21 protein-coding genes and 2 pseudogenes are annotated in these 24,035 nt (G+C 57.3%); 16 read left to right on the top strand and 7 right to left on the bottom strand.

Translation table 11 applies throughout. The features are described from left to right. Positions 1-24 precede the first annotated feature (24 nt). Together K7431_RS14685 and K7431_RS14680 are read left to right on the top strand one after the other, a co-directional pair. The gene (locus tag K7431_RS14685) at positions 25-1,503 is read left to right on the top strand and encodes an aldehyde dehydrogenase family protein (protein WP_015884903.1); all 1,479 of its coding nucleotides are present in this window, start codon (positions 25-27) and stop codon (positions 1,501-1,503) included. Between the two features lie 72 nt (positions 1,504-1,575). Continuing rightward, positions 1,576-2,574 (top strand): helix-turn-helix domain-containing protein, encoded by a 999-nt coding sequence (locus tag K7431_RS14680; protein ID WP_015884904.1) that lies wholly within the window; start codon positions 1,576-1,578, stop codon positions 2,572-2,574. Between the two features lie 149 nt (positions 2,575-2,723). Here the strand turns inward: K7431_RS14680 and K7431_RS14675 are convergent, their stop codons facing one another. Continuing rightward, positions 2,724-3,206 (bottom strand): Lrp/AsnC family transcriptional regulator, encoded by a 483-nt coding sequence (locus tag K7431_RS14675; RefSeq protein ID WP_015884905.1) that lies wholly within the window; start codon positions 3,204-3,206, stop codon positions 2,724-2,726. A gap of 185 nt (positions 3,207-3,391) precedes the next feature. On the opposite strand from K7431_RS14675, the gene K7431_RS14670 reads away from it, so the two are divergent. Together K7431_RS14670 and K7431_RS14665 are read left to right on the top strand one after the other, a co-directional pair. After that, on the top strand, positions 3,392-4,432 hold the full coding sequence (locus K7431_RS14670; RefSeq protein WP_043205628.1) for a zinc-dependent alcohol dehydrogenase family protein: 1,041 nt from the start codon (positions 3,392-3,394) through the stop codon (positions 4,430-4,432). Positions 4,433-4,697: 265 nt separating this feature from the next. Further along, positions 4,698-6,230: a sensor domain-containing diguanylate cyclase gene (locus K7431_RS14665; protein ID WP_224265934.1), complete on the top strand. Its 1,533-nt coding sequence runs from the start codon at positions 4,698-4,700 to the stop codon at positions 6,228-6,230. A gap of 99 nt (positions 6,231-6,329) precedes the next feature. Here K7431_RS14665 and K7431_RS14660 read toward each other — a convergent pair whose 3' ends face one another. From K7431_RS14660 to K7431_RS14645, 4 genes are all read right to left on the bottom strand, one after another. Further along, on the bottom strand, positions 6,330-7,031 hold the full coding sequence (locus tag K7431_RS14660) for an MlaA family lipoprotein (protein ID WP_015884908.1): 702 nt from the start codon (positions 7,029-7,031) through the stop codon (positions 6,330-6,332). An 85-nt stretch (positions 7,032-7,116) separates the two neighbouring features. Next, complete coding sequence (locus K7431_RS14655) at positions 7,117-8,511, bottom strand: efflux transporter outer membrane subunit (protein ID WP_015884909.1); 1,395 nt, start codon at positions 8,509-8,511, stop codon at positions 7,117-7,119. After that, on the bottom strand, positions 8,508-11,642 hold the full coding sequence (locus tag K7431_RS14650; RefSeq protein WP_015884910.1) for an efflux RND transporter permease subunit: 3,135 nt from the start codon (positions 11,640-11,642) through the stop codon (positions 8,508-8,510). Before K7431_RS14650 ends, K7431_RS14655 begins: the two co-directional genes overlap by 4 nt. Before the next feature lie 2 nt (positions 11,643-11,644). Continuing rightward, the gene (locus K7431_RS14645; protein WP_015884911.1) at positions 11,645-12,829 is read right to left on the bottom strand and encodes an efflux RND transporter periplasmic adaptor subunit; all 1,185 of its coding nucleotides are present in this window, start codon (positions 12,827-12,829) and stop codon (positions 11,645-11,647) included. Between the two features lie 144 nt (positions 12,830-12,973). Between K7431_RS14645 and baeS the strand changes: the two genes are divergently transcribed. Both baeS and K7431_RS14635 read left to right on the top strand, forming a co-directional pair. Then, on the top strand, positions 12,974-14,359 hold the full coding sequence (baeS, locus tag K7431_RS14640) for a sensor histidine kinase efflux regulator BaeS (RefSeq protein ID WP_015884912.1): 1,386 nt from the start codon (positions 12,974-12,976) through the stop codon (positions 14,357-14,359). 3 nt (positions 14,360-14,362) lie between these two features. After that, positions 14,363-15,046, top strand: coding sequence for a response regulator (locus K7431_RS14635; RefSeq protein WP_015884913.1), 684 nt, complete (start codon positions 14,363-14,365; stop codon positions 15,044-15,046). 782 nt (positions 15,047-15,828) lie between these two features. Here the strand turns inward: K7431_RS14635 and K7431_RS14630 are convergent. Further along, positions 15,829-16,032 (bottom strand): hypothetical protein, encoded by a 204-nt coding sequence (locus K7431_RS14630; protein ID WP_043205631.1) that lies wholly within the window; start codon positions 16,030-16,032, stop codon positions 15,829-15,831. 611 nt (positions 16,033-16,643) lie between these two features. On the opposite strand from K7431_RS14630, the pseudogene K7431_RS31420 reads away from it, so the two are divergent. The 8 genes and pseudogenes from K7431_RS31420 to K7431_RS14595 form a co-directional block, all read left to right on the top strand. Continuing rightward, a pseudogene (locus K7431_RS31420) lies at positions 16,644-17,459 on the top strand (MCP four helix bundle domain-containing protein); the annotation flags it as partial. Beyond that, on the top strand, positions 17,436-18,317 hold the full coding sequence (locus tag K7431_RS31415) for a methyl-accepting chemotaxis protein (protein ID WP_442081649.1): 882 nt from the start codon (positions 17,436-17,438) through the stop codon (positions 18,315-18,317). The pseudogene K7431_RS31420 and the gene K7431_RS31415, both read left to right, overlap by 24 nt. An 88-nt stretch (positions 18,318-18,405) precedes the next feature. Further along, positions 18,406-18,906 carry a GAF domain-containing protein gene (locus tag K7431_RS14620; RefSeq protein ID WP_015884917.1) on the top strand — a complete coding sequence of 167 codons (501 nt, stop codon included), beginning with the start codon at positions 18,406-18,408 and terminating at the stop codon, positions 18,904-18,906. A gap of 1,112 nt (positions 18,907-20,018) precedes the next feature. Then, positions 20,019-20,459 carry a hypothetical protein gene (locus K7431_RS14615; RefSeq protein ID WP_052308681.1) on the top strand — a complete coding sequence of 147 codons (441 nt, stop codon included), beginning with the start codon at positions 20,019-20,021 and terminating at the stop codon, positions 20,457-20,459. Continuing rightward, a complete protein-coding gene (locus tag K7431_RS14610; protein WP_080567204.1) occupies positions 20,456-21,208 on the top strand; it encodes a type II toxin-antitoxin system MqsA family antitoxin in 753 nt (250 codons plus the stop codon). Before K7431_RS14615 ends, K7431_RS14610 begins: the two co-directional genes overlap by 4 nt. After that, positions 21,186-21,677 carry a hypothetical protein gene (locus K7431_RS14605; protein WP_043205632.1) on the top strand — a complete coding sequence of 164 codons (492 nt, stop codon included), beginning with the start codon at positions 21,186-21,188 and terminating at the stop codon, positions 21,675-21,677. The genes K7431_RS14610 and K7431_RS14605 overlap by 23 nt, the downstream gene beginning before the upstream one ends. Before the next feature lie 377 nt (positions 21,678-22,054). Then, a complete protein-coding gene (locus tag K7431_RS14600; protein ID WP_052308719.1) occupies positions 22,055-22,297 on the top strand; it encodes a hypothetical protein in 243 nt (80 codons plus the stop codon). Between the two features lie 94 nt (positions 22,298-22,391). Beyond that, a complete protein-coding gene (locus tag K7431_RS14595) occupies positions 22,392-22,748 on the top strand; it encodes a hypothetical protein (protein WP_043205633.1) in 357 nt (118 codons plus the stop codon). Here the strand turns inward: K7431_RS14595 and K7431_RS14590 are convergent. Further along, positions 22,729-22,866 (bottom strand): annotated as a pseudogene (locus K7431_RS14590) (lysis protein); the annotation flags it as partial. The gene K7431_RS14595 and the pseudogene K7431_RS14590 sit on opposite strands and share 20 nt — an antisense overlap. A 157-nt stretch (positions 22,867-23,023) precedes the next feature. Between K7431_RS14590 and K7431_RS14585 the strand changes: the two are divergent. Together K7431_RS14585 and K7431_RS14580 are read left to right on the top strand one after the other, a co-directional pair. Further along, positions 23,024-23,332 (top strand): hypothetical protein, encoded by a 309-nt coding sequence (locus K7431_RS14585; RefSeq protein WP_015884923.1) that lies wholly within the window; start codon positions 23,024-23,026, stop codon positions 23,330-23,332. A 168-nt stretch (positions 23,333-23,500) separates the two neighbouring features. Beyond that, complete coding sequence (locus K7431_RS14580; RefSeq protein WP_224265933.1) at positions 23,501-23,770, top strand: superinfection immunity protein; 270 nt, start codon at positions 23,501-23,503, stop codon at positions 23,768-23,770. The last annotated feature ends 265 nt before the right edge of the window (positions 23,771-24,035 follow it).

Raw genomic sequence — 24,035 nt, 5'->3', positions numbered from 1 at the left:
CGGCTACCTGCCCAAGGTAAAACAATGACAATTCCAACCTTCGCGACCTACGCCATCAGCGGCGACCAATACATCAACGGCACCTGGCGCACAGGTCGTTCGGCACGACGCCTCGATGACCGTAACCCGTTCAACGGCGAATGCTTGCTGGAGATGCCCCTGGCCTCGGTGGCCGACCTGGAGGACGCGTACCAGGCTGCCCAGCGCGCACAGATCGACTGGGCAGCACTGCACCCGACACAGCGCGGTGCGCAGCTGGAAAAACTCGCCCAGGTCATCCAGGACCGCAGCGAAGAAATCATTGATTGGCTGATCCGTGAGTCCGGCAGTACCCGTATCAAGGCGGGGATGGAATGGCAGTTCACCCTCAACCTGGTTCGCGAGTGCGCAACGCTGCCAATGCAGGTTGAGGGGCGGATCCTGAGCAGCTACAAGCCTGGCGAGCAGAGCTTCGTGTTTCGCGAGCCGCTGGGAGTGGTCGGTGTCATCAGCCCCTGGAACTTCCCGCTGTACCTGAGCATGCGCTCGGTGGTACCGGCCCTGGCGCTGGGCAATACCGTGGTGCTCAAGCCCGCCAGTGACACGGCGGTCACCGGCGGCCTGCTGATTGCCCATTTGTTCGAAGAGGCCGGGTTCCCCGCAGGTTCACTGAATGTGGTGGTCGGCGCGGGCTCGGAGATTGGCGATGCATTCGTCGAACACCCGATACCCAGCCTGATCTCCTTCACCGGCTCCACCGACGTGGGCCGCAACGTCGGACGCATCGCCACCGGTGGCAAGCACATCAAGCGCGTGGCGCTGGAACTGGGCGGCAACGCACCGCTGGTGGTCTTGGACGATGCGGACATCGAGATCGCGGCGCATGCCGCCGTGGTCGGGCGATTCCTGCATCAGGGTCAGATATGCATGAGCGTCAACCGCGTCATTGTCGATCGTTCGCTGTATGCCGACTTCGCCGCGCTGGTGGTCGAGCGCGTGCGCAACCTCAAGACCGGTGACCCGGCCAAGGCCGATACGGTGATCGGGCCGGTGGTGAACCAGAGCCAGCTCGATGGCCTGCTGGGGAAGATCGACGCTGCCGAGCGTGCCGGCCTCAAGCAACTGTGCGGCGGCCAGGCGCAGGGGCTGGTGCTGCCCGCCCATGTCCTCGGCGATGTAGGCCCCGACCAGGCATTGGCCCGCGATGAAACCTTCGGCCCGTTATTGCCATTGATGATTGCACACAATCAGGCCCACGCCCTGGAATTGGCCAACGCAAGCGAATACGGTCTATCCAGTGCCGTGTTCACCCGGGACATGGCACGCGGCCTCGGTTTTGCGCGTGGCATCGTGGCGGGCATGACCCATATCAACGACATCACCGTCGATGACCAACCCAATGCACCGTTCGGTGGCGAGAAGAACTCTGGCCTCGGGCGGTTTAACGGTCACTATGCCCTGGATGAATTTACCCGGGCACATTGGGTCACCTGGCAAGCCGGGAGCCATCGCTACCCGTTCTGATCGCATGTCAGAATTGGGCAAGGCGCCCTCCTTGCCCCTTCAGCCATAACAAAAAGACAGAAGGCGAAACCTATGAATAACCTAGCCTGTGTGTCCACCGAACAGGTCGTTCGCTCTGACCGGCTGATGAAGTGGAAAGAGTTCATGAGCGACCACCTGGGCCGCACGCCGGAGTATATAAAGCGCCTGGAAGCCACTCACATCGACCCGTTGCACAACGGTAACTTCCAGGGGCGGCTGGAATACGGCGACCTGGGCCAACTGCGTTTCTGCCGCATGACCGCCAGTGCCCATCGCTATTCACGCCACTTGAGCAAAGCGCTCGATGTCGTCGACACGCCGCGTATGTTGATCCTGCAAGTCGCCGGTGTCAGTCACTTCGAGCAAGGCCAGCAAAGCAGTACCGTCGCACCGGACGACATGCTCCTGGTCGATTGTGGCAAGCCCTTCAGCGTCACCAGTACCCAGGGTTGCGAACACTTTATCCTGCTGTTCCAGGGCGCCGCCGGGCAACTGACGCAGACCGGCGACATGCATTTGAGTGGCCGCAACGGGCTGGGGCGCATGCTGATGCACCTGATCAGCGACGCTTACCATCAATACCCCTTGCTAAACAGCCAGTCGGCCGGGCTAATCGGCGACAGCATCGCCGGGTTGCTGAACAATGCCTTGAAGAACAAGCAGGATGAAAAGCAACTGGACCACGACTTCCGTTTCTTCAAACAGAATCGCCTCAAGGCCTATATCGAGCGCCACCTGGCCGACCGCGACCTCAGCATCGAGCGCATCGCCAATGCCGAACAGTGCTCGGTGCGCAGCTTGCACCGGGCCTTTCAGGATGAATTGGGCTGCAGCGTCAGCGAGTATATCTGGCAGCGTCGGTTGTCCCGTTGCGCCGAGGACCTGCGTAACCGCGAACAAACGCATCGCTCACTCACCGAGATTGCCTATGCCTGGGGCTATGGCAGCAGTTCACATTTCAGCCGGCACTTCAAATCGACATTCGGTATGTCACCACGACTGTTCCGGGAAACGGCCAGCGACAACCGCGCCCAATCGTCAGCTTTTTGAGCGCGAAGCCCCTCAATTGCGGCGCAAAGGGATCATCGCCCAGGCCATCGTCAATGCGGTCGTCCAGGCGATAAAGGCCCTGCCGAGAGCCAAGTAGGCAGCGCCCGGACCGGGCCCGGCAAACGGGCCGCCGCCCTGATTCAAGGTCCTCATATACTCAGGAGCTCGGCCACTGGAAAACGATGGGTGGTCTTCATTTCTCGCAGTGACAGGTTCGAGCGGATACTCAATACGCCCGGGAGCTTTCTCAGCACCTTTTCAACGAATCTGCTGTAGCTGTCCAAATCGCTTGCGACGATTTGAAGTAAAAAATCCGCCTCGCCGGTTGTATTGTGACAACTGAGCACCTGCGGCGCCGACGCTATGATTTTCTCAAACTTTTCCGTGGCTTCTTCACTGTGATCACTGCAGGAGATCTGCACGAAAGCCATCACCCCCAGGCCCAGTTTCCTGCGATTCAGGATGGCTTGATACCCCTCGATCACGCCGCACTCCTCCAGGCGTTTCTGTTTACGCCAACACGATGCTTCGCTGAGGGAAAGTTGCTCCGCCAACTTGACATTCGAGAGTCGCCCATCTCGCTGCAGTCGCTCCGAGATTGCAATATCCACCTTATCCAGACGCTCAAGCATGGTTGATCCTTTCAATTATGTGCCGGCTTACGAAGATTAATTTCATTCAGCGCCCACTATCAACTGCAATCTGAAAAGCAATTTCAAGGCATTCGCACATAATGGATCAGCACTGATTCGAGCCGCCCGGCACTGGAAACCCATCCAATACAGCGTCGTGTCTATCCCAAGCAGAGGTGACTTTCATGAAAGCAGTTGTCTATGAAGCCTTTTCCCAACCGCCGCGCCTGATGAACGTCGAAGACCCGACGCCGGAGCGTCACGGTGTGGTCGTACAGGTGCGGGGCACGGGCGTCTGCCGCAGCGACTGGCACGGTTGGAAGGGGCATGATCCGGACATCCAACTGCCGCATGTTCCCGGGCATGAGCTTGCCGGCATCGTGACGGAGGTTGGCAGGGACATCACCCGGTGGAAGGTCGGCGACCGTGTAACGGTGCCCTTTGTCGGCGGATGTGGCGCGTGTCCCGAGTGCAACAGCGGTAACCAGCAAGTCTGCACTACGCAGTTTCAACCGGGCTTCACTCATTGGGGGTCGTTTGCGGAGTACGTCGGTATACACCAGGCCGACTTGAACCTCGTCGCGCTTCCGGAGAGCATGGACTTTGCTACCGCTGCGAGCCTGGGCTGCCGCTTCGCGACTTCATTTCGCGCCGTCGTTGACCAAGGCAACGTCAGCGCCGGACAGTGGGTGGCGGTGCATGGCTGCGGAGGCGTGGGCCTGTCCGCCGTGATGATCGCCCAGGCCCTCGGCGCGAATGTCATCGCCATCGATATTTCGCCGGAAAAACTCGAACTGGCTCGCGCGCTCGGCGCCGTTGCAACCGTGAACGCACACAGCGTTGCGGACGTCACCGAAGCCGTGCTGGACATCACCCAGGGGGGCGCCCACGTATCGCTGGATGCATTGGGCCATCCCACCACGTGCTTCAACTCCATCAACAACCTGCGCCGTCGAGGCAAGCACGTCCAGGTGGGCCTGATGCTCGCCGACCACGCCACGCCGGCGATCCCCATGAGCAAGGTCATCGCGCACGAGCTTGAGATCTATGGCAGCCATGGCATGCAAGCACATCGTTATGACGCCATGATCCAGATGATCACCTCCGGAAAACTGGCGCCGGAAAAACTCGTGGGTAAAACCATCAGCCTGGAGCAGTCCATCGACGCGTTGATGAACATGGATCGCTTCGAGACCGCCGGCGTAACCGTCGTGACCGAGTTCTAGCTCATGCAGGGGGCAACCGCACAACCGGCAGGGTTGGAGTGGGCGCATCGACCAGGCCAGGCGGTTCCTCACGGTGCGGATCAGCCGTTGGCGGAGAAGCAACGTGCTCGGCAAAAACCGGCTGGCCGAGTAGCCCTATCACTTGCGGTGACAGCGAATATTTCATCGCCTAATCTTTAAAGATGTTGGCAGGCGTGCCGATAATCGAAAAAGCGCACCCGGTGGCTGCAGGTTGTTTTTGGCGATGAGTAAGGAACACGAAATGATGTCCTTTCGTATGAGCGCCCTCAAAGCATCCGACGTATCCCTTTGTGTTCTCGTGTGCCTGGCTGGGGTGGCCATCACGACCTTGGTACTGATACTTTTCGTCGGGTCGGAGCAGCGCACTGTCAGCGTTGCGTTCCAACTGGAGGTTGACGAGCGATTCAGTCGCCTGCAGCGACGCTTTACTTTCCAGGACTTGAAGTTGGACACCGTCAGGCGTTTCTTCATCAACGCCGACGATGTCACGGAAAAGGAGTTCATGGGGTTTGTCACGCCTCTCGTCGAAGAGGGTGAAACGTACGGCTGGGTACCGAGGATTCTCGAGCAGGATCTACAAACGTTTCGCGAAAAAGCGCTACTCAATGGTACGAGTGACTTTTCGTATCATGAGATTGATCCCACGACCCAGACCGAAGCCCCCCTCACCAGCCGTCCGGAGCACATGATCTTGCTCTACTTGTGCAAGCGCAATGACGTGAAGATAACACCGGGCATGGATGTGCTCGCCAGCCCGGATCGCGAGGCCTTGTTGAGAAAGGCACGAGAAACACACCGGCTGGTCGTGTCGGCGCCGTTGAAAATGACCAGTGGCCATACCGGGTTTTTCTTTGTCGCGCCTGTTTTCAAGGAGTCCTCGGCGGCCTCACTGAACGATGATGGTTTGCAGGGGTTCATCGTCTCGACGATACGCTTGGCGTCCTTGATGGAACATGGCATTCCGTTACCCAGTCTGCAACGACTGAACGTGACCCTGTCATTGATCGACACGCCGCATCCGAACGACATCTTTTATCAGAGCTTATCGCCGGCCGCCCCTTCGGCGCTTTACGCTCAACGCGTGTTGAAAGTAGCCGACCAGCACTACTCGATGCAGTTTCGGCCAAGCTCGATATTTTTGAGCTCTAACAGTCACGCAGCGCTTGTCAGTCTGATCGTCGCGTTTGGAGCAGGATTGACGCTGCTGATGACGCTCATGGTGTACATGCTGATCACACAGCGTGCGCGCGCGCTCTCTCTGGTTGATGAGCGCACGCAAGACTTGCGCTTGTTGAACATTACCGACCACCTGACGGACGTGTATAACCGCCGGCACTTCGAAGCGTTGATGGAACGCCTGCTCGTTGAGGCTGACGCGCAACACAGCCCCTTATCGCTGATCATGTTCGACGTCGATCACTTCAAACGCATCAACGACCTCAAGGGGCATCAGTGCGTTGATAGCGTACTGAAGTCATTGTGTGTGCGACTACGTTCGGCAATACGCAAAACCGATCTTCTGTGCAGAACGGGTGGGGAGGAGTTTGCATTGATCTGCCCTGGAAGCGACCTGAACGATACGACGTTGTTGGCGGAAAAGCTTCGAGCCCTCGTCAGCGCCCTCCCCTTTGAGGAGGCCGGTCAAGTAACGTGTAGCTTCGGCGTCGCGACGTGGATTCCATCGGAATCATTTGACGCTTTCGTTCGGCGTGCGGACAGCGCCATGTACAGTGCTAAATCAAGTGGTCGTGATCAAGTCCAGCTCGCCGATATATAACCTACCGAACGCAGGGGCGCCGCCCATCCGCGCCGAGGCGTTGATGGGCGGCTGTGGCGGGCAGATCTCATGCCTGAACATGCTGCCGTCACGCGCCGGTCAAAAGTCATCCTTTGCGGTTGCGCCGTTGATCTTGAACGCTCGGCTTTGCAGATAGGCACTTCGAATAAACGTGTATTTATCGCCGGTCATGAGTTTCTCGGCTGTCAGGTATTGAGCCCGTCCGTCGATCACGCCCAGGCCGTACAAGCTATTACGCGTAGGCACGTCGCCGATGTAGCGAACCGGATTGGCGTAGGCGTCGGGCAGGATGGCTGGCGCATCGCGCAGTGTGCTTGGTCCCAGGAGCGGCAGCACCAGGTAAGGCCCGCTGTTGACCCCCCAGTAACCGAGGGTTTGACCGAAATCTTCGTCACTGCGCTGCAGCCCCATGGGGGTCGCGACGTCGATCAACCCCACCAAGCCAATCGTGCTGTTGAGCAAAAAGCGGCTTGTGTCGACGCCAGCACTGTGGAACTTCACCTGGAGGACATCGTTAGCCAGGTTTTTGACCTCCCCCAGGTTGTTGAACACATTATGAATGCTCTCCTGGACAACACCGGGCGTGATGAATTGATAGCCCTGGGCGAGGGGTTTGAGTGCATAGGTATCCAGTGCGTCATTGAATGCGAAGATCGGCCGGTTGATACCTTCCCACGGGGCCGCGTCGGAATTCGCAAGGCACAGCGGTGACATAATGATGAAACAAGCGCAGCCCAGCACCTGCACGCAACCGCTTAAAGTGAACCGAAAAGCACACATGTTGATTCCCCGTTGAATGAACTAGCCGATTTGATCCGCGCAAGCCGTTCCATCGCTGCGGTGATGTGTGCGTGTGCCAGCGCCGTTAATTCCAACCGCCCCCCAGCACTTTGTATAACGTGATGCGGTTACTCTGCTCGGTCAGGCGCAGAGTGATCAGGTCCTGTTGTGCGCTGTAGAGCGAGCGTTGCGCATCCAGGGCTTCGAGGTAGCTTTGCGAGCCGCCCCGATACAAGGCATCCGAGAGTTCGAAGCTTTTACGGCTGGCGTCGGTCAGCGCCTGTTGCGCGGCGATTCGGCGATCCAGGGTGCTGCGCACCGCCAGCGCGTCGGCCACTTCGCGGAATGCGGTCTGCAGGGTTTGCTGATAGGTCTGCACCTGAATCTCACGTTCGACTTTGGCCGAATCCAGGGTTGCGCGGTTACTGCCCCCGTCAAAAATCGGCACGCTGATGCTCGGGGCGAAGGTCCAGGCGCCGCTGCCGGACTTGAACAGGCCGGCCAATGCCGAGCTGGACGAGCCGGCGTTGGCGGTCAGGGTGATGCTCGGGTAAAACGCCGCACGGGCCGCGCCAATATCGATGTTGGCGGACTTGAGCGTATGCTCGGCCGAGAGCACGTCCGGGCGTTGTTGCAACAGGCTGGAGGGCAGGCCTGCCGGAATGTCCACCAGCACTGCCGACGACTCCAGGCGCGTACCCGGCAAGAGGGCCTCGGGCAGATCACTGCCCACCAGCAGGCGCAAGGCATTACGGTCCTGCAGGATCTGGCTCTCATAGGACGCTGCATCGCCCCGTGCCGATTCGACGGTGGTCTGGGCTTGCGCCACCGACAACGCGGAGGAGCCGCCCAAGGTGTAGCTGCGCTGGGTCAGGTCGTAGGTGGCCAACTGGCTGGTCAGGGTTTCCTGGGCCAGCAGCAGCCGTTCGTTGTCGGCGGCCAAGGTCAGCCAGGCGGTGGCAACTTCCGCCACCAGACTGATTTGCGTGCTGCGCCGGGTTTCCGTCAATGCCAGGTAGTCTTCCAGCGCCTCATCGCGGAGGTTGCGAACCCGGCCGAACACGTCCAGTTCATAGCTGCTCAGCCCCAACTGAGCGCTGTAATCGTGCGTGGTGACCGCCGTGCCGGTGTTGGACAACGACCCCGGCGTACGACTATGGGTGCCGCTGACGCTCGCGTCGACAGTGGGAAACAGGTCGGCGCGCTTGATGCGGTACTGCGCCTGGGCCTTTTCCACATTCAGGCTGGCCAGGCGCAGGTCGCGGTTATTGGCCAGCGCCAAGGCCTGCAACTGCGCCAGGCGGCGGTCGGTAAAAAATTGCTGCCAATGGATATCAGCCCCCACTTGCCCTTTGGGCAGTTGGGCCGCCGGCAACCATTGCTCGGAGACGGGGGCCTCAGGGCGCTCATACTGCGGCGCCAGGTTGACGCAGCCAGCCAAGGCCATGGCGGCCAGCAGAGGCCAGTGTGACTTGATCATGCATCACCTGTCGGAGCAGATTGATTAGCGCTGCGCACGCGGCCGAAACGACGGCGGACCAGCACGAAAAACAACGGTACAAAGAAGATCCCCAGCACCGTGGCGCTGAACATGCCGCCCAGTACCCCCGTACCAATGGCCTGGCGCCCGGCTGAGCCTGCACCGGTGCTCAAGGCCAGCGGCAATACGCCGAACATGAAGGCCAGGGAGGTCATCAGGATCGGCCGCAGGCGTTGGCGCACCGCGATCAGCGTCGCGTCGACCACGCTGTTGCCCTGCTCTTGCAAGTGCTTGGCAAACTCAACGATCAGGATCGCGTTTTTCGCGGCCAGGCCCACGGTGGTCAACAGCCCGACCTGGAAATACACATCGTTGCTCAGCCCGGCGACACGGGTCGCCAACACCGCACCGATGACCCCCAGGGGCACGACCAGGATCACCGAAAACGGCACCGACCAACTCTCGTAGAGCGCGGCCAGGCACAGGAATACAAACAACACGGAAATACCATAGAGCAGCGGCGCCTGGGACCCGGACAATCGCAGCTGATAGGACTGCCCGGTCCACTCGTAGCCGATACCCTGGGGCAATTGCCGGACGATGGCCTCCACTGCGTCCATCGCATCGCCGGAGCTGACCCCTGGCGCCGGATCGCCAACGATTTCCAGGGAGGCGTTACCGTTGTAGCGTTCCAGCAGCGGCGAGCCGTAACCCCAGGTGCTGTTGGCAAAGGACGAGAACGGCACCATTTCATTGTTACTGTTGCGCACAAACCAATGATCAAGATCCGCAGCCTGCATGCGCGAGGATGCCTGGCCCTGTACGTAGACCTTTTTCACCCGGCCCTGGTTGAGAAAGTCGTTTACATAAGTGCCGCCTAACGCCGTCGCCAAGGTGGTGTTGATATCGCTGGTACTCAGGCTCAGGGCCCCGGCCTTGCGGTCGTCAATGCTGACCTTGAGCTGCGGTGCATCGTCCAGGCCGTTGCTGCGCACGCCCAGCAAGCGAGGATCTTTCCTGGCCAGCTCAAGGAACTGTTCGCGGGCGGCCACTAACGCATCATGGCCCAGGCCACCGAGGTCCTTGAGTTGCAGGTCGAAGCCCGAGCTCTGGCCCAGGCCGCGCACGGTCGGCGGCTGCATGACGAACGCATCGGCATCGCCGATGCTGGACAGTGCCAGGGTCGCCCGCTGGGCAATGGCGGCTGCACCCTGACCAGAGCCACCGCGTTCGGACCAATCCTTGAGGCGGATAAACGCCCGTGCGGTGTTCTGGCTGTTACCGCCCATGCCCAAGCCGCTGATGCTGATCATCGCTTCGACCTCGGGCTGTTGCAGGATGTAGTCCTCGAACTGCTTGATCACCGCCTGTGTACGGCTATCCGTCGCGCCGACCGGCAACTGGATCTGCGCCAGCAGAATCCCTTGGTCCTCGTCCGGCAGAAATGAAGTGGGCAGGCTGACGTAGCCCACCGCCATGACCCCCAGCACCAGCCCATACAGCAGCAGGCTGCGCGCCCAGCGCCGCAACACCCCGCCCACCCAGCGCTCATAACCGGCGCTGGCACGCTCGAAGGTGCGGTTGAACCAACCGAAGAATCCACGCTGAGCACCATGCCCTTGGCCATTGCGGGCTTTGAGCAACGACGCGCACAGCGCGGGTGTCAGGGTCATCGCCACCAGTACTGAGAGGACCATGGCCGAGACGATGGTCACGGAGAACTGCCGATAGATGATCCCGGTGGAACCACCGAAAAACGCCATGGGGATAAATACCGCACTCAGCACCAGGGTGATCCCCACCAGTGCGCCACTGATTTCACGCATCGATTGACGGGTGGCCGCCACGGGCGACAGCCCCTCGCCCATCAGCCGCTCCACGTTTTCCACCACCACGATGGCATCGTCCACAAGCAAGCCGATCGCCAGGACCATGGCAAACATGGTCAAGGTGTTGATCGAGTAGCCGAACAGCGCCAGCACGCCGAACGTGCCCAGCAGCACCACCGGCACGGTAATCGCCGGGATCAGCGTGGCGCGCAGGCTCTGCAGGAACAGGAACATGATCAACACCACCAGCACGATAGCCTCGCCCAAAGCCTTGACCACCTCTTCGATGGACAAGCTGACAAAGGGCGTGGTGTCGTAGGCGATCACGTTTTTCAGCTGCATTTGCGTCGGGTAGAAGGGCTCCATCTCCTTGAGCTTGGCCTTGACCGCCTTGCCGACGTTCAGTGCGTTGGCGCCGGCGGCCAATTGCACGCCCATCGCCGCCGCGGGCTTGCCATTGAGGGCGGTGCTGATGTCGTAGCTTTCACTGCCCAGTTCCAGGGTCGCGACATCGCCCAGCAGTACCACGGCACCGTCGCTGTTGGACTTGACCACTACCTCGCGAAACGCTTCGACAGTCTGCAGTTTGCTGCGGGCGCTGATCGTAGCGTTCAGTTGCTGCCCCTTGACCGCAGGCAAGCCGCCGAGCTGTCCAGCCGAGACTTCGGTGTTCTGCGCTTCCAGGGCGCTGCTGATGTCCGACGGCATCAACGCATACTTTTCCAGCAAGGCGGGGTCCAGCCAGATGCGCATGGCGTAGCCCGAGCCCAACGTCTGCACATCGCCGACGCCGTCTATCCGGCTGATGGAATCGAGCAAGGTGGTGGAAATGTAGTCACCTATCTGGGTGCCGGTGACGCTGGGGTCATCCGATGCCAGGGCGACAATCATCAAGAAGTCCGAGCCGCCCTTGGTCACGGTCAGGCCTTCGCTTTGTACCGACTGCGGCAGCCTCGACTCGGCCTGTTGCAGCTTGTTCTGCACCTGCATCTGGGCGACGTCCGGGTCGGTGCCGGCAGTAAAGGTCAAACTGATGCTGGCACTGCCTGCCGAACTGCTGGTGGCCGACATATAGGTCAGGTTATCCAGGCCTTTCATCTGCTGTTCGATGACCTGGGTCACCGAGTCTTCAACGGTCTTGGCCGAGGCCCCGGTGTAGGTGGCGGAAATCTTCACCGTGGGTGGCGCGATATCCGGGTATTGCTCCAACGGCAACTGGCTGATGGACAGACTGCCACCGAGCATGATCACGATGGCAATGACCCAAGCGAAAATCGGTCGATCAATAAAAAAGTGCGCCACGCTCAACCCTCCTTCGCGGGGGTGGGAGCTGTGGCGGCCTGAGCATTGGCGTCCTGCACTTGGACGGCGGCGCCGGCACGGACTTTTTGTCCGCCTTCGACAATCAATTGGTCACCCGCCTGCAGGCCTGCCGTGACCCACCACTGGTTCCCCACCGCCCGATCGATGGTCAGCTCACGTTGTTCGACCTTGCCGTCGACCACCAGCAACGCGGTGGTCACGCCACTGGCGCTGCGGTTCACGGCTTTTTGCGGAACCAGAATGGCCTGCTCGTTACGCGCCTGTTCAAGCACCGCGCGCACATACATGCCCGGTAGCAGCAGGTGCTCCGGGTTGGCGAACTCCGCACGCAGGGTGACCGTGCCTGTGCCCTCGTTGACACTGACACCACTGACCTTGAGCCGCCCCGGCTGGTTGTAGGCGCTGCCATCGTCCAGCTTCAGGCTGACCCGTGCCTGGCCATCGCCGTTGGACTGCAACGCGCCGCTGGCCAGGTCACGCTTTAGCTTGAGCAACTCGGTGGTCGATTGGGTCACGTCCACATAGATCGGATCGAGTTGCTGCACGGTGGTCAAAGCACTGTCCTGATTGGCCACCACCAGCGCCCCCGGGGTCACGGTGGAGGTTTCGATGCGCCCGCTGACCGGTGAGACAATACGGGTGTAAGCCAGGTTGATCCGGGCGGTCTGGACTTCGGCCTCGGCGACCTGTACGTCGGCGGCGGCGGTCAGCAAGGTTGCCTGGGCGTCCTCGTTATCTTGCTGGCTGATGGCATTGATCTTTACCAGTTCGGCGTCGCGCCTGGCGGTGGTCTGCGCCGATTTAAGCGTGGCGCGGTACTTGGCCAGGCTCGCCTGGGCCTGTGCCAGCGCGGCGGTATAGGACGCCGCATCCAATTGGTACAAGGCTTGCCCAACCTCGACATCCGCGCCTTCGACAAACAGACGCCGCTGGACGATACCGCCGACCTGCGGACGAATCTGCGCCACCATGAAGGCCTGGGTGCGCCCCGCCAGCTCAGTGGTCAGCACTTGGCTTTGGGGTTTTATGCTGATCACCGAGACTTTGGGCGTGACCGCCTCGGGAGGTGGCTCGCCGCCGGAACAGCCGCCGAGCAGGGCAAGAACGATCAAGGACAGGAAAACCGCGGCGGTTACCAGGTATTTGGCGATTATTTTCGTGGACATAGCGGCCTCTGCGACACGGAATGGCTTGAGTCAGCGCCATCCTGCAAGGCAAATGTGCAGGAAAATTGAAGATTGCCCGGCCGGGTTGAATCTTTCCTTTACCAGGGCCTAAATGGTCCCACCTATTCTTAACGGCCCACCTGCATGAAGTTGAGTATCTCCACCAAACTGTTTATTGCGGTACTGGCCGGTGTGCTGTTGGTCATCCTGAGCATGGGCCTGGCGACGAGCTGGAGTTTTGGACGGGGCTTTCTCGGGTACCTCAATGAACAGGCACTGGACCGCATGGCGCCCGTGCTGCCACGCCTGGCCAGTGCTTATGCGCGTGAGGGCAATTGGGAGTTCCTGCGTAACCAGCCGGATCGCTGGTTTGAAATCATGCGGCCCGAGCTCGGCGAGGATCCGGCGAAGAACGATTTGCGCACACCGTTGGCCTCGGACCTGACGGGGGCCCTGTTCCGGATCGCCCTGCTGGATAACCATAAAAAGCGCGTGAACGGCTACCCGGATATCGGCACCGACGCCCTCTTACGCCCGATTGTGGTGGCCGATGAAACCGTGGGCTGGCTGGCCGTGACGCCGTTCCAGAGCGTGACCGAAGCCGGCGGCGAACGGTTCCAGCAATACCAGTTACGCACCAGCCTGGTCATGGGCGCCTTCTCGCTGCTGCTGGCGATGCTGATTGCCTGGTGGATCGCCCGCACGCTGCTGGAGCCGGTCAAGCGGGTGGCTGCGGCAACACATCGCCTGGCCAGCGGCGACTTCAGCAGCCGGGTGGCGGTGACCTCCAATGACGAAGTGGGTCAATTGGCCCTAGACTTCAACCAGCTCGCCTACACCCTGGAACGCAATGAGCAGATGCGCCGCGAATTCATGGCGGATGTGTCCCACGAACTGCGGACTCCGCTGTCGGTATTGCGCGGCGAGCTGGAGGCCATCGAGGATGGCGTACGCACCCTCGACCAAGGCTCGATGAAGTCCTTGCAGGGCGAAGTGAGCATGCTCAGCAAACTGGTGGATGACCTGTATGACCTGTCCCTGGCGGATGTCGGGGCGCTGACCTATCGCAAGAGCGCCTGCGCGCTGGAGCCGCTGCTGCGCGCCAGTGTGTCGATGTTCGAGGAGCGCATGAACGCGCGCCATCTACGCATCGAACTGGATTTGCCAGCGCCGCCCGTGGAACTCTTGGCCGATGCCGGCCGCTTGCAGCAACTGTTCTCCAATCTGCTGGAAAATGCTGTGCGCTACACCGACCCGAATGGGCTCGTACGCATACGCGCCGTCCTGGATCGCGCTGACGTGTGCATCGACATCCTCGACTCTGGCCCTGGTGTCTCGACCGAGCAACTGCCGCGCCTGTTCGAGCGCTTCTATCGCGGCGAATCATCGCGCAACCGTGCCAGTGGCGGAGCCGGCCTGGGGCTCGCGATCTGCCACAGCATCGCCCTCGCCCACGGCGGCAGCCTCAGCGCGGCTCACTCCCCTCTCGGCGGCCTTTGGCTGAGCCTGCGCCTGCCCAGGAATACCTGACCCATGAGCGAAGAAAGCCCGATCCTGATCGTTGAAGACGAACCGAAACTGGCCGCATTGTTGCAGGATTACTTGGTCGCAGCGGGGTACCCGACCCTGTGCCTGGACAACGGCCTGCAGGTGGTACCGACCGTGCGCGCCCAGCCCCCTCGCCTGATTTTGCTCGACCTGATGCTGCCTGGGCGCGACGGTATGCAAGTGTGCCAGGACCTGCGCGGTTTCAGCGCCGTGCCGATCATCATGATCACCGCCCGCGTCGAAGAAGTGGACCGTCTGCTGGGCCTGGACTTGGGCGCCGACGACTACATCTGCAAGCCCTTCAGCCCCCGCGAGGTGGTTGCCAGGGTCAAGGCCATCCTGCGCCGTGGCCCCCAACTGCTGAGCAGTACCCCAGCGCGACTGCTGATCGACGAAACGCAGTACCGCGCATCACTCGACGGCGTCGCTTTAGACCTGACGCCTTTGGAGCTGCGACTGCTGAGCACTTTTGCACGTTCCGCCGGCCGGGTATTTTCCCGCGACCAACTGCTCGACAAGCTCTACTCCGACCACCGCGTGGTCACCGACCGCACGGTGGACAGTCATATCCGCAACCTGCGGCGCAAGCTGGAGCAGGCGTGTCCAGGGGAAACGCCCATCGAGTCCTTGTATGGGGTGGGCTATCGGTTTCAATTGTCCGGCGCCTGAAAACCCGCTGGGCGCCGGTCGCCGAACAAAACGACATGAGTCTATTGAGCGGCCCTAGGTAGAACGGCCCTCGTTACGATTTTGTTGTTTTTTAACGCCTTTCCCGTTCCTTCGCTCATGTTGGTGGTGAATGAACCAGGCGACCAAAAGTAGACCTGCCACACCAAAAATAGACAACAATAGCTCTATTGCGGGACCTTCGTGTGAAAACATGTTTCGTTCCTCGTCCTGAAGTATCGCGCCTCAAAAACCAGCGCCTCCGAAATTATTCGTAATAATCCATACATTTTCAGAGTAATCGCCAAAACCAGAGGTGACAACCCTAAAAGCCTCATAACCCTTGATCCAGACACGTCACTCGTCGAAAAACCGCAAACGCTCAACATAGGCTGACGTCGTAGACAACCCCTCACCGCTCCACACTGAGCAATGACGGCCAGAGACTGCGCCAGCCGTGAACCGCCGGCACTTTTTCAACTGCGGCATGTCAACTTCACATCAATGCCGAGTGATAGCTCATCATGCACAGCTGGAAGAAAATGTCGTTGACTGAGGGTTTAGAGCGGAGCCTGCCCGGGCATCAGGTAGATTGCATCCTGGTGAATGGCTGGACTGCGACCATACTGGTGCGACAGCCCGACCATGACGCTATGTTCTGCACGACAGGTATCAACCTTGCCACGCTTGCAGATGCCCCAAGCATTCAGAAGCTTGCTGATGAACTTGTGTTTGAGATCGATATGTCGAAGGGAGGGAGAGCGGGCTAGCTCTCCCCTACACATTTATTCTGCGGTACTTGCGAGAAATTCGCCCGCTCTGCGAACAAGCCTCCTCCACTCCCTCTCATTGATGAGGCCGGTGCTCTCCATATCGTCGGCCCTCCTCAGCAATTTGAAATATTTATCCTCAATATCCTGTTCGTCTACCGCATGGGCGTAAATATCTGCCCAGGCTTTTACCGCAGAACGCCGCGCTGATGGTTGCATTTGAGCACCTGATTATGTCCGCGGAAATAGAGCGGTGCCCAGCAAAAATCGTTCATCTGTGCGGCGGTCGATCCGACCAGTGGTGGCATGTAGCCATGGTTGATTCTTATTCCCTGGAGTGCCGGGACATGGAACTCTTCCCGATATCACCACGCCCCAGGCGACGAGCACCTGCAAGTGCGCCGCTTGATGATCAGCATGCGCCAGGCGGTATGCCGTCCTTGTTGAAATCTTTCAGGCGCTCGCGTTCTTTCTCAGTCGAATGCGCCGGGGTTTCTTGCTCGGGCTCGTTGTTCTTTTCTTCAGTCATCAGGATGTCCTCTGGGTGGTAATTATTTCGGCAGCTGCCGGAATCAGCAGTTCAAACCAATACCACTCCACCTTCCACACAGTGCCCGACAAGGACGGCCCGTCCAGTACGTGGCATAGCCCAACCCCCCTTGTTGAACGCCCATAGAAAGCGCCGCCTCAATTGATTAGCGCGCAATCATTTGGCGCACCTATTACCTCAATACATTTTTTTGCATTCTTCGTTTCAAGCGCAGCCCGCAAGCTGCAACTGGAAATCACTGTGCTGCATGTAAAGGCCGCCTTTGTTCGTGATCAACGAAATGACGTGGGAATGCCACGCCACTAAAACCCGGCCCTCGGAGGCCTATATGAAATTAAGATCCTTGAGTATCGCGCGAAGAGCTTTTGTCTGCTTTGGCCTAATTACATGCCTGCTCATGAGCTTGGCAGGCTTCTCTTATCTGCAAATTGATCGGCTACGCGCTGCAGAACAGGGCATCGAGCTAAACTCCCTCCCCAGTATCCAGGTCATTGACGATATCCAAATCGCCCTCCTTCACGCCCGCCTTGAAAGTATTCGCATGCTCTCAAGCACCACCCGCGATGTGCATGATTTCTCGCTGGCAAAGGTCCAAGAAGCAATACAGACACTTCAGTCGAAGACTGATTATTATCGCGCGCACCTGATGTCTGGGGAGCAAGACGAAATCCAGTTCGCAAAAGCCAACGAGGCTATGACTGCCTATATCGACGGCCTCAGAAAAGTCATTGCAATGGATTCATCCGACCATGATCAAGCGGTTATTTTTGCCAATACTGACCAAGCGCAAAGAGCCACTGTCTATCAAGAGCAACTGACACTTCTGCGCGAGCAAAATGCACGCCAGGCCGTGGCGTCTGGTGTGGACGCTACCAACGTATACAACCATAGCGTCCAAGTGTTGGTAGCGGTGCTGATCGTGGCGTTTATCTTAACCATCGTACTGGCTGTTTTGTTCACTAACAGCATCGTCAGCCCCATCAGCTCATCCCTTAAGTTGGCGGAGGATATCGCTGCGGGCGACCTTACCCATGATCTTGAAGTAACAGGTTCAGATGAAGCTTCGCGCTTGATGCATGCACTCAATCTGATGCAGAAAAACTTACGACACACCATTTTAGAAATCTCAGGAGCGTCGTCCCAACTGAGTACCGCTGCCGTTGAAATGACCTCGATTACTGAAAGTGCTGATCGCACACTTCAGCAGCAGAACAGCGAAATAGAGCAAGCCGCCACCGCGGTCACTGAAATGAGTGCCGCGGTCGAAGAGGTTGCCCGGAACGCCAACTCCACCTCTGAAGCCGCAATGCAGTCGAGCATCGCCGCAGACCTCGGCAATCAAAAAGTCACTGAAACATTAACGGCGATGCGCGGGTTGACGGGCTTGGTTGAAGTGTCATCGGATCAGGTGAAAGAACTGGCAGCCCAAGCTCAAGACATTAGCAAAGTCCTAAGTGTGATAAGGGCAATTGCTGAGCAAACCAACCTGCTTGCCTTGAATGCCGCCATTGAAGCGGCTCGTGCAGGAGAACAGGGTCGCGGTTTTGCAGTAGTCGCAGATGAAGTTCGAGCGCTGGCACACCGAACACAAACATCGACGCAAGAAATTGAACAGATGATATCCACGATTCAAACAGGCTCTTCTGCCGCGGTCGAATCAATGCAAAAGAGCACGTCCGAGGTCTATAGCACGCGAGACACTGCAGAACATGCAGGCCAGTCACTGCGCCAAATTATCGATTCGGTGCTTGAAATTAACGACCGTAATATCCAGATTGCAACCGCCTCAGAGGAACAAGCTCACGTGGCGCGGGATGTTGATCGCAGCCTGATAAGCATCCGCGACCTTGCAGTACAGAGCAGTGAAGGCACTCGCCAAACACTGACCGCGAGCAACGAACTTTCTCGCCTGGCCGTCAACTTAAACGACTTGGTTCTTAGATTCAGAACCTAGGAAATCGCTGGAACGCAATTTCAGGTGTGTGCCAGGTTCTCTCTCACGCCAATGCGACGCGCCCCGCTAAACACAGCATAGGTGAAATATGGACAGGCCCGAAATCACCTTGCACGCTGTGCTTAATTCAGATGAGCGATCAGCGTTGGCTGAGATTGAGGCTACCACTAGCATTTTAAAGCTCGTTACACGGATTACGGGCATGCGGTTTGCCGGGATTGCGAAATTCACCGAAGCAGACTGGGTCGTCTGCTCAGCTTACGACCCGCTGCATATGGGGATAGAGACGGGTGATACGCTAGCGCTAGAAATCACGCTTTGCAGCGAGCTCCGGAGAGACCCTAAGGCGCTTTTTATTCCTAAAGTCAGCGAAGACGGCAGGTACTCAAGTCGTGCGGTAGTTAAACGGTATACGATCGAAAGCTATGCCGGCGTCCCTATCTTCCTTCCCGATGGACGACTATTTGGTGCTCTATGCGCCCTGGATTCGCGCTCAATATTATTTGAAGATCCAGATCTGGAGGAGACTTTGGTTTTATTTGCCAGGTTGATCGGATGCGTTTTTTTCACTAATCCGCTGCTGAATTAGACACGTCGCAGCCACTGGCTGAATCCGTGGCATCCATCGGCCTTTCCGCTTCCCCTATCGAGCAGCTTGACCCGTTCATCGGCGATCTGCCGATCACGCACCTGTTGCTCACCGAACTGCCGGACCCTCTGCTGAGGACTCGGCGGGCGGAGTGAAAAAGCAGGCATGAAGAGCGGCGATGAACGCTTGGTGATCCTGGATCAATGTGGCGATGTGCATCATCGATGGCCAGCGCTGACCCTATTGAGGAGGAAGTCGGGATGATCCCCCGCAAAAGTCCCCACGCATGAAAAAGCCGAACGGGTAAGCGTTCGGCTAAGTCGTTGAATAATATGGTCGGGACGGAGTGATTCGAACACTCGACCCCTAGCACCCCATGCTGGGGCTGCATGACACGTAGCCAATTGAAATAACTGAACTATCTACCTTTTCATGACCCGCAAAAAACAGCGATTTCTGTGCTTTTGCAAACGAAAAGACGCGGCCTCCAGAGGAAGTTTTGCGCAGGAGACGGGCATCTCATATCATCTACCTGCTGTGCTAAATTGATGACCCAAGAATTCAGCACGGAGCATTCTGATATGGCAAAGCAAGGTTAAATTGAACGCCGGCGAGACTTTGAAGCATCAGAACTCTCGCTCGAGAGGGTCGATGGCTCAGTAAGACATTACCGAGTGTTCAATTTTGAATTCAGCTGGGGAAATCGTCGGCAAAGTTGTCCACAATGACCATACAGCGATCAATGGTTTTCGGCGGACGCAGCCCATCTATCAGACGGACGTCAACAACAATGTTCTCGTCGACGAACGCTGGTCTGACTGATGGTTAACCCGGCTGCATCCAGGGATCTCTAATCCGGCCCCACCACACAAGCGTTAAAAATCAATTAGTTAGCATTGCTTGCAAGTGCTTCGTCTTGCTCTTAAGGGTTGCTTGGGTTCCGGATGCCAGCTTAATGGCAGCAAATGGAGTCCGCTGGAGCATTGTTGGGACAGATGCACACTGCCAACCCAGATACGCGAGAATGTAGACATGCATTTCGCTACCGAGAACGAGAATCAATAGCAAAATTAAATTCGCACTGTCGTGGCACCTCAAGTAGACTTACCATAATGGTAACTTTAAAAATCATCAGCCGATACTCGAAAGGCGGTGCGCCAGGGCCCGGCGTTTCGAGAAAAATTTCCGGCGGTCCACTCTACCCTCAGCCAGAGGTGCTTGAGCTATTGGCCAAAAAAGCTGTCGAGGTGCGTCCTATCACCCAGGCATGCATTGATGATGTTGGAAATCTCAAGCTATCCAGCAGTCAGTTGAACTTTCTGCTGAAGACAGCGCTCACCACCGGACAGTATCTAAACGCGCAGTGGTGTGGAGCCGGGAAGCCTGGCGTCTGGGCTGCCTGCGACGCCTACAAGCTTGTGTGGAATTCTTCCAATCCTGTGGATGAAGATGAACCTGGAACTCCCCTTTACGTCAAATTCTGCATCGGGAAGACAGGTCTGATTATGCTGCTGATTTCGTGCCACACCTCAGATCACTGGGAGGCTATATGAACATTCAAACCGAAACTTGCCCAATTTGCGGGGAGGGTGGATTGCATGAGACAGCTCATAATAGGCCCGTCGAGATCGACGGTCATAAAGGGTTCGTGTACTCCAGATCATCGGAGTGTGATGTCTGTGGCTGCGTTCAAGCATCACCAACTCAGCTCAGGGACAACCTCCGTGCGATGACTGCCTTTGAGAAAGAGGCTGCCGGGCGACTGACTGGGAAGCAGATGCGTGAAGCTCGTACGAAACTAGGGCTAACTCAAGTTGAAGCGGCCAAAATTTTTGGCGGTGGAAAGAACTCATTCGCCAAGTATGAGGCTGATGATGTTACTCAGTCTGAGGCTATGGATAATCTTGTTAGATTAGCTATAGAGGTACCAGCAGCCAGATACTGGCTTCACTCTAAAGCATCTATGAAGGCCATACTGAACGAAACTGAACAAACATTGGCTCAGCAAACCTATAATCTTATGATCGATATAGTCTCTGGCACTACTTACGTTCGTAGCGCTGAGAGCACTCTGCACAATTTGATACCTACGCTGCCGATTGTTGGAAGAGCGTACAGTCTGAAAAGACATATTAACAGGCAAAGCCACGCTTATGATTCGGGCCCGCTAGTTAATATATGGAATGACGATGTAGCCCAGTTAGATAGCATTACCCAAATGTACGGTAAAGCGGTAAGCATTCATCCGCCAGTATCGACAATGTTTAATGAGGAAGACTATGAACGCCATACCCGAATATAAGGTGCATCCGGAGTTCAGTGACGTATATATTGCTGAAACTAAAGCGTCTTTCGCTGACGGTTATGACCCTATTTTCGACAGCGATCTAGCTTCTTTAAGCTTAAGAAGTCTAGTCTCTGTAAGTAGGTCGCAAACTATAGTTTCGAAAATCGATGGAACCGGACGATTTCGAATTTTTTTCGATTTCGGAGCAAGATGGTCGAAAGTAGATAACGATTCCGAACCAGAGCCAGAGCCAGAGCCTCAGGTAACTGTCGATTCAAATGAAGATGATGCCTTAATTGTCATCGAGTGCGGAATCGTTGCTGAGTTTCTACTATCCAAGCGGTACGAGCAAACCGACTTAGACAACTTTGCCTTATCCGAGGCTGTTAATTATGTAATTCCTTACTGGAAAAACTATCTGATATCTCAATGTGGATTGATGCGACTGCAGGACTTAGTGCTTCCAGATGGAGATAACAAGTGAGCAGCCATCATGATTGGTTTTTCGATCTGATATCGTCACGTCGCTTCATGACACACTTTTGAAGAACGCATGGTGGCCTCGGGTCAGCATCATCTTAGCGCAGTTCGCCAACTTCGACGCTGCCGGCATCGTGAACGCCTCATAGTGTGTTGCCCCGTTGTAGGGTCCGGCGCCTTCCCGTCAATCACTTTGTCGGCGGCTACCCGGCACTGCGCCAGTTCCGCCGTAATTGCCAAAAAAGTCCAGCCGATAAACAGGAAATGACAAAAGTACAGATCTGTACTAATCCCAAAACCGCTCATGCGGTCAATCGAACCATCGCAATCCCCCTCCAAGGCGTCCTGCCGACCGAACACAAACTACCCAAAGAACACCGGCTGCTAAGCTGCTCGCTCCACCAGAGGAACGCCAATGCCCACTCAGACCTGCTCCCTTCCCTGCTCTCTAAGCTGTACGAAAACCAGTTGGCCCTTGAGGCCTCCATCATGGTGCTATCGAACGGGGTCGAGCAGCGTGGCTCAGCCGATGTAGCCGAGAACGTGCGCGGCGCTCTGCACACCATTGATGAGAACGAAGAATTCATCAAGCTCACGCTGGCCGTCCTCATGGCACCTCACTGATTGTCGGGTGAAACTGCAGTTCGTCGTCTCAAGCCTTCTGCTTTATGAAAACTCGAGCACTGCATGCTCATACAGCATTCGAAATGTACACCTCATGAACATCGACGACGACACCTCAGCCTGGCTCGGTTGTCCTACGCCACTCGAAATGTACAAGCATCACTGTGCCCTGCTCGAGGACGAGCTCATCCAGACTGAGGCAATGCCCAGAAAGGCGCGGGCCAATGTAGCTGGCCTGGTGCAGATGAATGACTTGCTCGCCACCGGCAAGGCATCAGCAGAGGCGGCGCTCAGGGAAGCCATCGAGCGAAGTTCAGCCGTGGCCAATGAAGTACCTAACAATGTGAGTTTTCGCCCCATCGATCTGGTTACTGGTCAGTGCGATCACCTGCTGATTCAAAATCAGAGGTTGCTGATGGAACTGAAAGCACTCAAGGCGCCACAGCCCTGACATACGCCTGGCATGCCCGCAGCGCGATCTGTCCTTGGTCATCGGCGTCGGTGATGGCGATAATTCGTTGAGCATGCGCTGGGTCAAGTTGGGCTCGAGGGGCTTCTTGCACCGCCCCTTCCACACCTCATAGTTGTGGGATATGATCACTGCGCGCTCCCGGAAAGCACGCCGTCCGCAATGGCAAAGCTCACGCATCCGGTCCTTTCTCAGATACTCATAACCCTTGGAATGCTTCGATTGCGGACGTCTAGCTAACAACCTCGGAGTTATGCATGAATACGGTCTCATCCCAGCTTGAAGCCAATCGCCGCAATGAGTTCATCGACGAACTCAAGCGATCAATAAAGACCCTGCACAAAGAGTCCGACAGAAGCCTGACACTCACCCAATATCAAAACTCTGCTGCTAAGAGCTTGGGCTACCCAGCCTGGAATCTCTTGGCAGCGGATATTTCCTCTTGTACGCAGCAAAAGTTCTGGAAAGTGCTAGACGCCGCACGATCTAGGGCCCTAGTCAGCGAAGAAGTCGACGATGGTCCCGATTTTTTCGATGATTACTGGTTTGATGCGTCGGGTGATTAATACCGTCAGTCAGCTACACAAAAAAGCCCGGCCCAGCGCCGGGCTTCTTGCTTATGACCATCGAACGGATAGTTTTTTATTAGTTTCCATATCCAGATGGCCACATGTACATTGATGTCATTACGCCGCTTACCGGTGCGATCGGACTCATGCGCAGGGAGCGGCTCAGTGAAATTTTTTGCGCTTGGTACGCTGATCCCTCTATGCGGATTCAGTTATTTGGGTAATAGCGGCGGAAACGAGGTCGCTCTATTTGCGAATATTCTCTTCTTCTCCAGCGCAACAGCGCTGTATTTTTTTCCATCGATATGTGCAATCGGCCATCCCCGGGAGGTCCGTATATCGATATTCAAGCTGAACCTGCTAGCAGGTTGGACCGGCATTGGATGGTTTTTAGCGTTTTATAGGGCTTTAGTCCTTCCTGCTGCGGACGAATAATTTAATGTCGAGCTTCTTGTCTCTGCCCTACCCCGGTCCGCCCATACATTGTGCAGTACTGCAAAGCAATGATCCGGCGTGCTTCACAAGCCTTCTCCACTCATCACTGGTGATGAGATCCGCTCGCTCCATGGCGTCGGCCCGTCTCAGCAACTCGAAGTATTTATCCTCTGCGTCCATTCGACTTCCAGCCAGTACAGAAATCTCGCGCCAGGCTGTCAGGGTCAGTCTTCGCTGTACCTCTTTCATTGGAGCCTCTATCGCG

Source organism: Pseudomonas fluorescens group sp. (genome assembly GCF_020093335.1).
Classification (GTDB): domain Bacteria; phylum Pseudomonadota; class Gammaproteobacteria; order Pseudomonadales; family Pseudomonadaceae; genus Aquipseudomonas; species Aquipseudomonas petroselini.
This window is presented reverse-complemented; position numbering and strand designations above follow the sequence as displayed.

Coding starts and splice junctions, on each gene's coding strand:
- K7431_RS14685 (WP_015884903.1), top strand. CDS start 25: ATGACAATTCCAACCTTCGCGACCTACGCCATCAGCGGCGACCAATAC.
- K7431_RS14680 (WP_015884904.1), top strand. CDS start 1,576: ATGAATAACCTAGCCTGTGTGTCCACCGAACAGGTCGTTCGCTCTGAC.
- K7431_RS14675 (WP_015884905.1), bottom strand. CDS start 3,206: ATGCTTGAGCGTCTGGATAAGGTGGATATTGCAATCTCGGAGCGACTG.
- K7431_RS14670 (WP_043205628.1), top strand. CDS start 3,392: ATGAAAGCAGTTGTCTATGAAGCCTTTTCCCAACCGCCGCGCCTGATG.
- K7431_RS14665 (WP_224265934.1), top strand. CDS start 4,698: ATGTCCTTTCGTATGAGCGCCCTCAAAGCATCCGACGTATCCCTTTGT.
- K7431_RS14660 (WP_015884908.1), bottom strand. CDS start 7,031: ATGTGTGCTTTTCGGTTCACTTTAAGCGGTTGCGTGCAGGTGCTGGGC.
- K7431_RS14655 (WP_015884909.1), bottom strand. CDS start 8,511: ATGATCAAGTCACACTGGCCTCTGCTGGCCGCCATGGCCTTGGCTGGC.
- K7431_RS14645 (WP_015884911.1), bottom strand. CDS start 12,829: ATGTCCACGAAAATAATCGCCAAATACCTGGTAACCGCCGCGGTTTTC.
- baeS (WP_015884912.1), top strand. CDS start 12,974: ATGAAGTTGAGTATCTCCACCAAACTGTTTATTGCGGTACTGGCCGGT.
- K7431_RS14635 (WP_015884913.1), top strand. CDS start 14,363: ATGAGCGAAGAAAGCCCGATCCTGATCGTTGAAGACGAACCGAAACTG.
- K7431_RS14630 (WP_043205631.1), bottom strand. CDS start 16,032: ATGCAACCATCAGCGCGGCGTTCTGCGGTAAAAGCCTGGGCAGATATT.
- K7431_RS31415 (WP_442081649.1), top strand. CDS start 17,436: ATGCATGCACTCAATCTGATGCAGAAAAACTTACGACACACCATTTTA.
- K7431_RS14620 (WP_015884917.1), top strand. CDS start 18,406: ATGGACAGGCCCGAAATCACCTTGCACGCTGTGCTTAATTCAGATGAG.
- K7431_RS14615 (WP_052308681.1), top strand. CDS start 20,019: ATGGTAACTTTAAAAATCATCAGCCGATACTCGAAAGGCGGTGCGCCA.
- K7431_RS14610 (WP_080567204.1), top strand. CDS start 20,456: ATGAACATTCAAACCGAAACTTGCCCAATTTGCGGGGAGGGTGGATTG.
- K7431_RS14605 (WP_043205632.1), top strand. CDS start 21,186: ATGAACGCCATACCCGAATATAAGGTGCATCCGGAGTTCAGTGACGTA.
- K7431_RS14595 (WP_043205633.1), top strand. CDS start 22,392: ATGAACATCGACGACGACACCTCAGCCTGGCTCGGTTGTCCTACGCCA.
- K7431_RS14585 (WP_015884923.1), top strand. CDS start 23,024: ATGAATACGGTCTCATCCCAGCTTGAAGCCAATCGCCGCAATGAGTTC.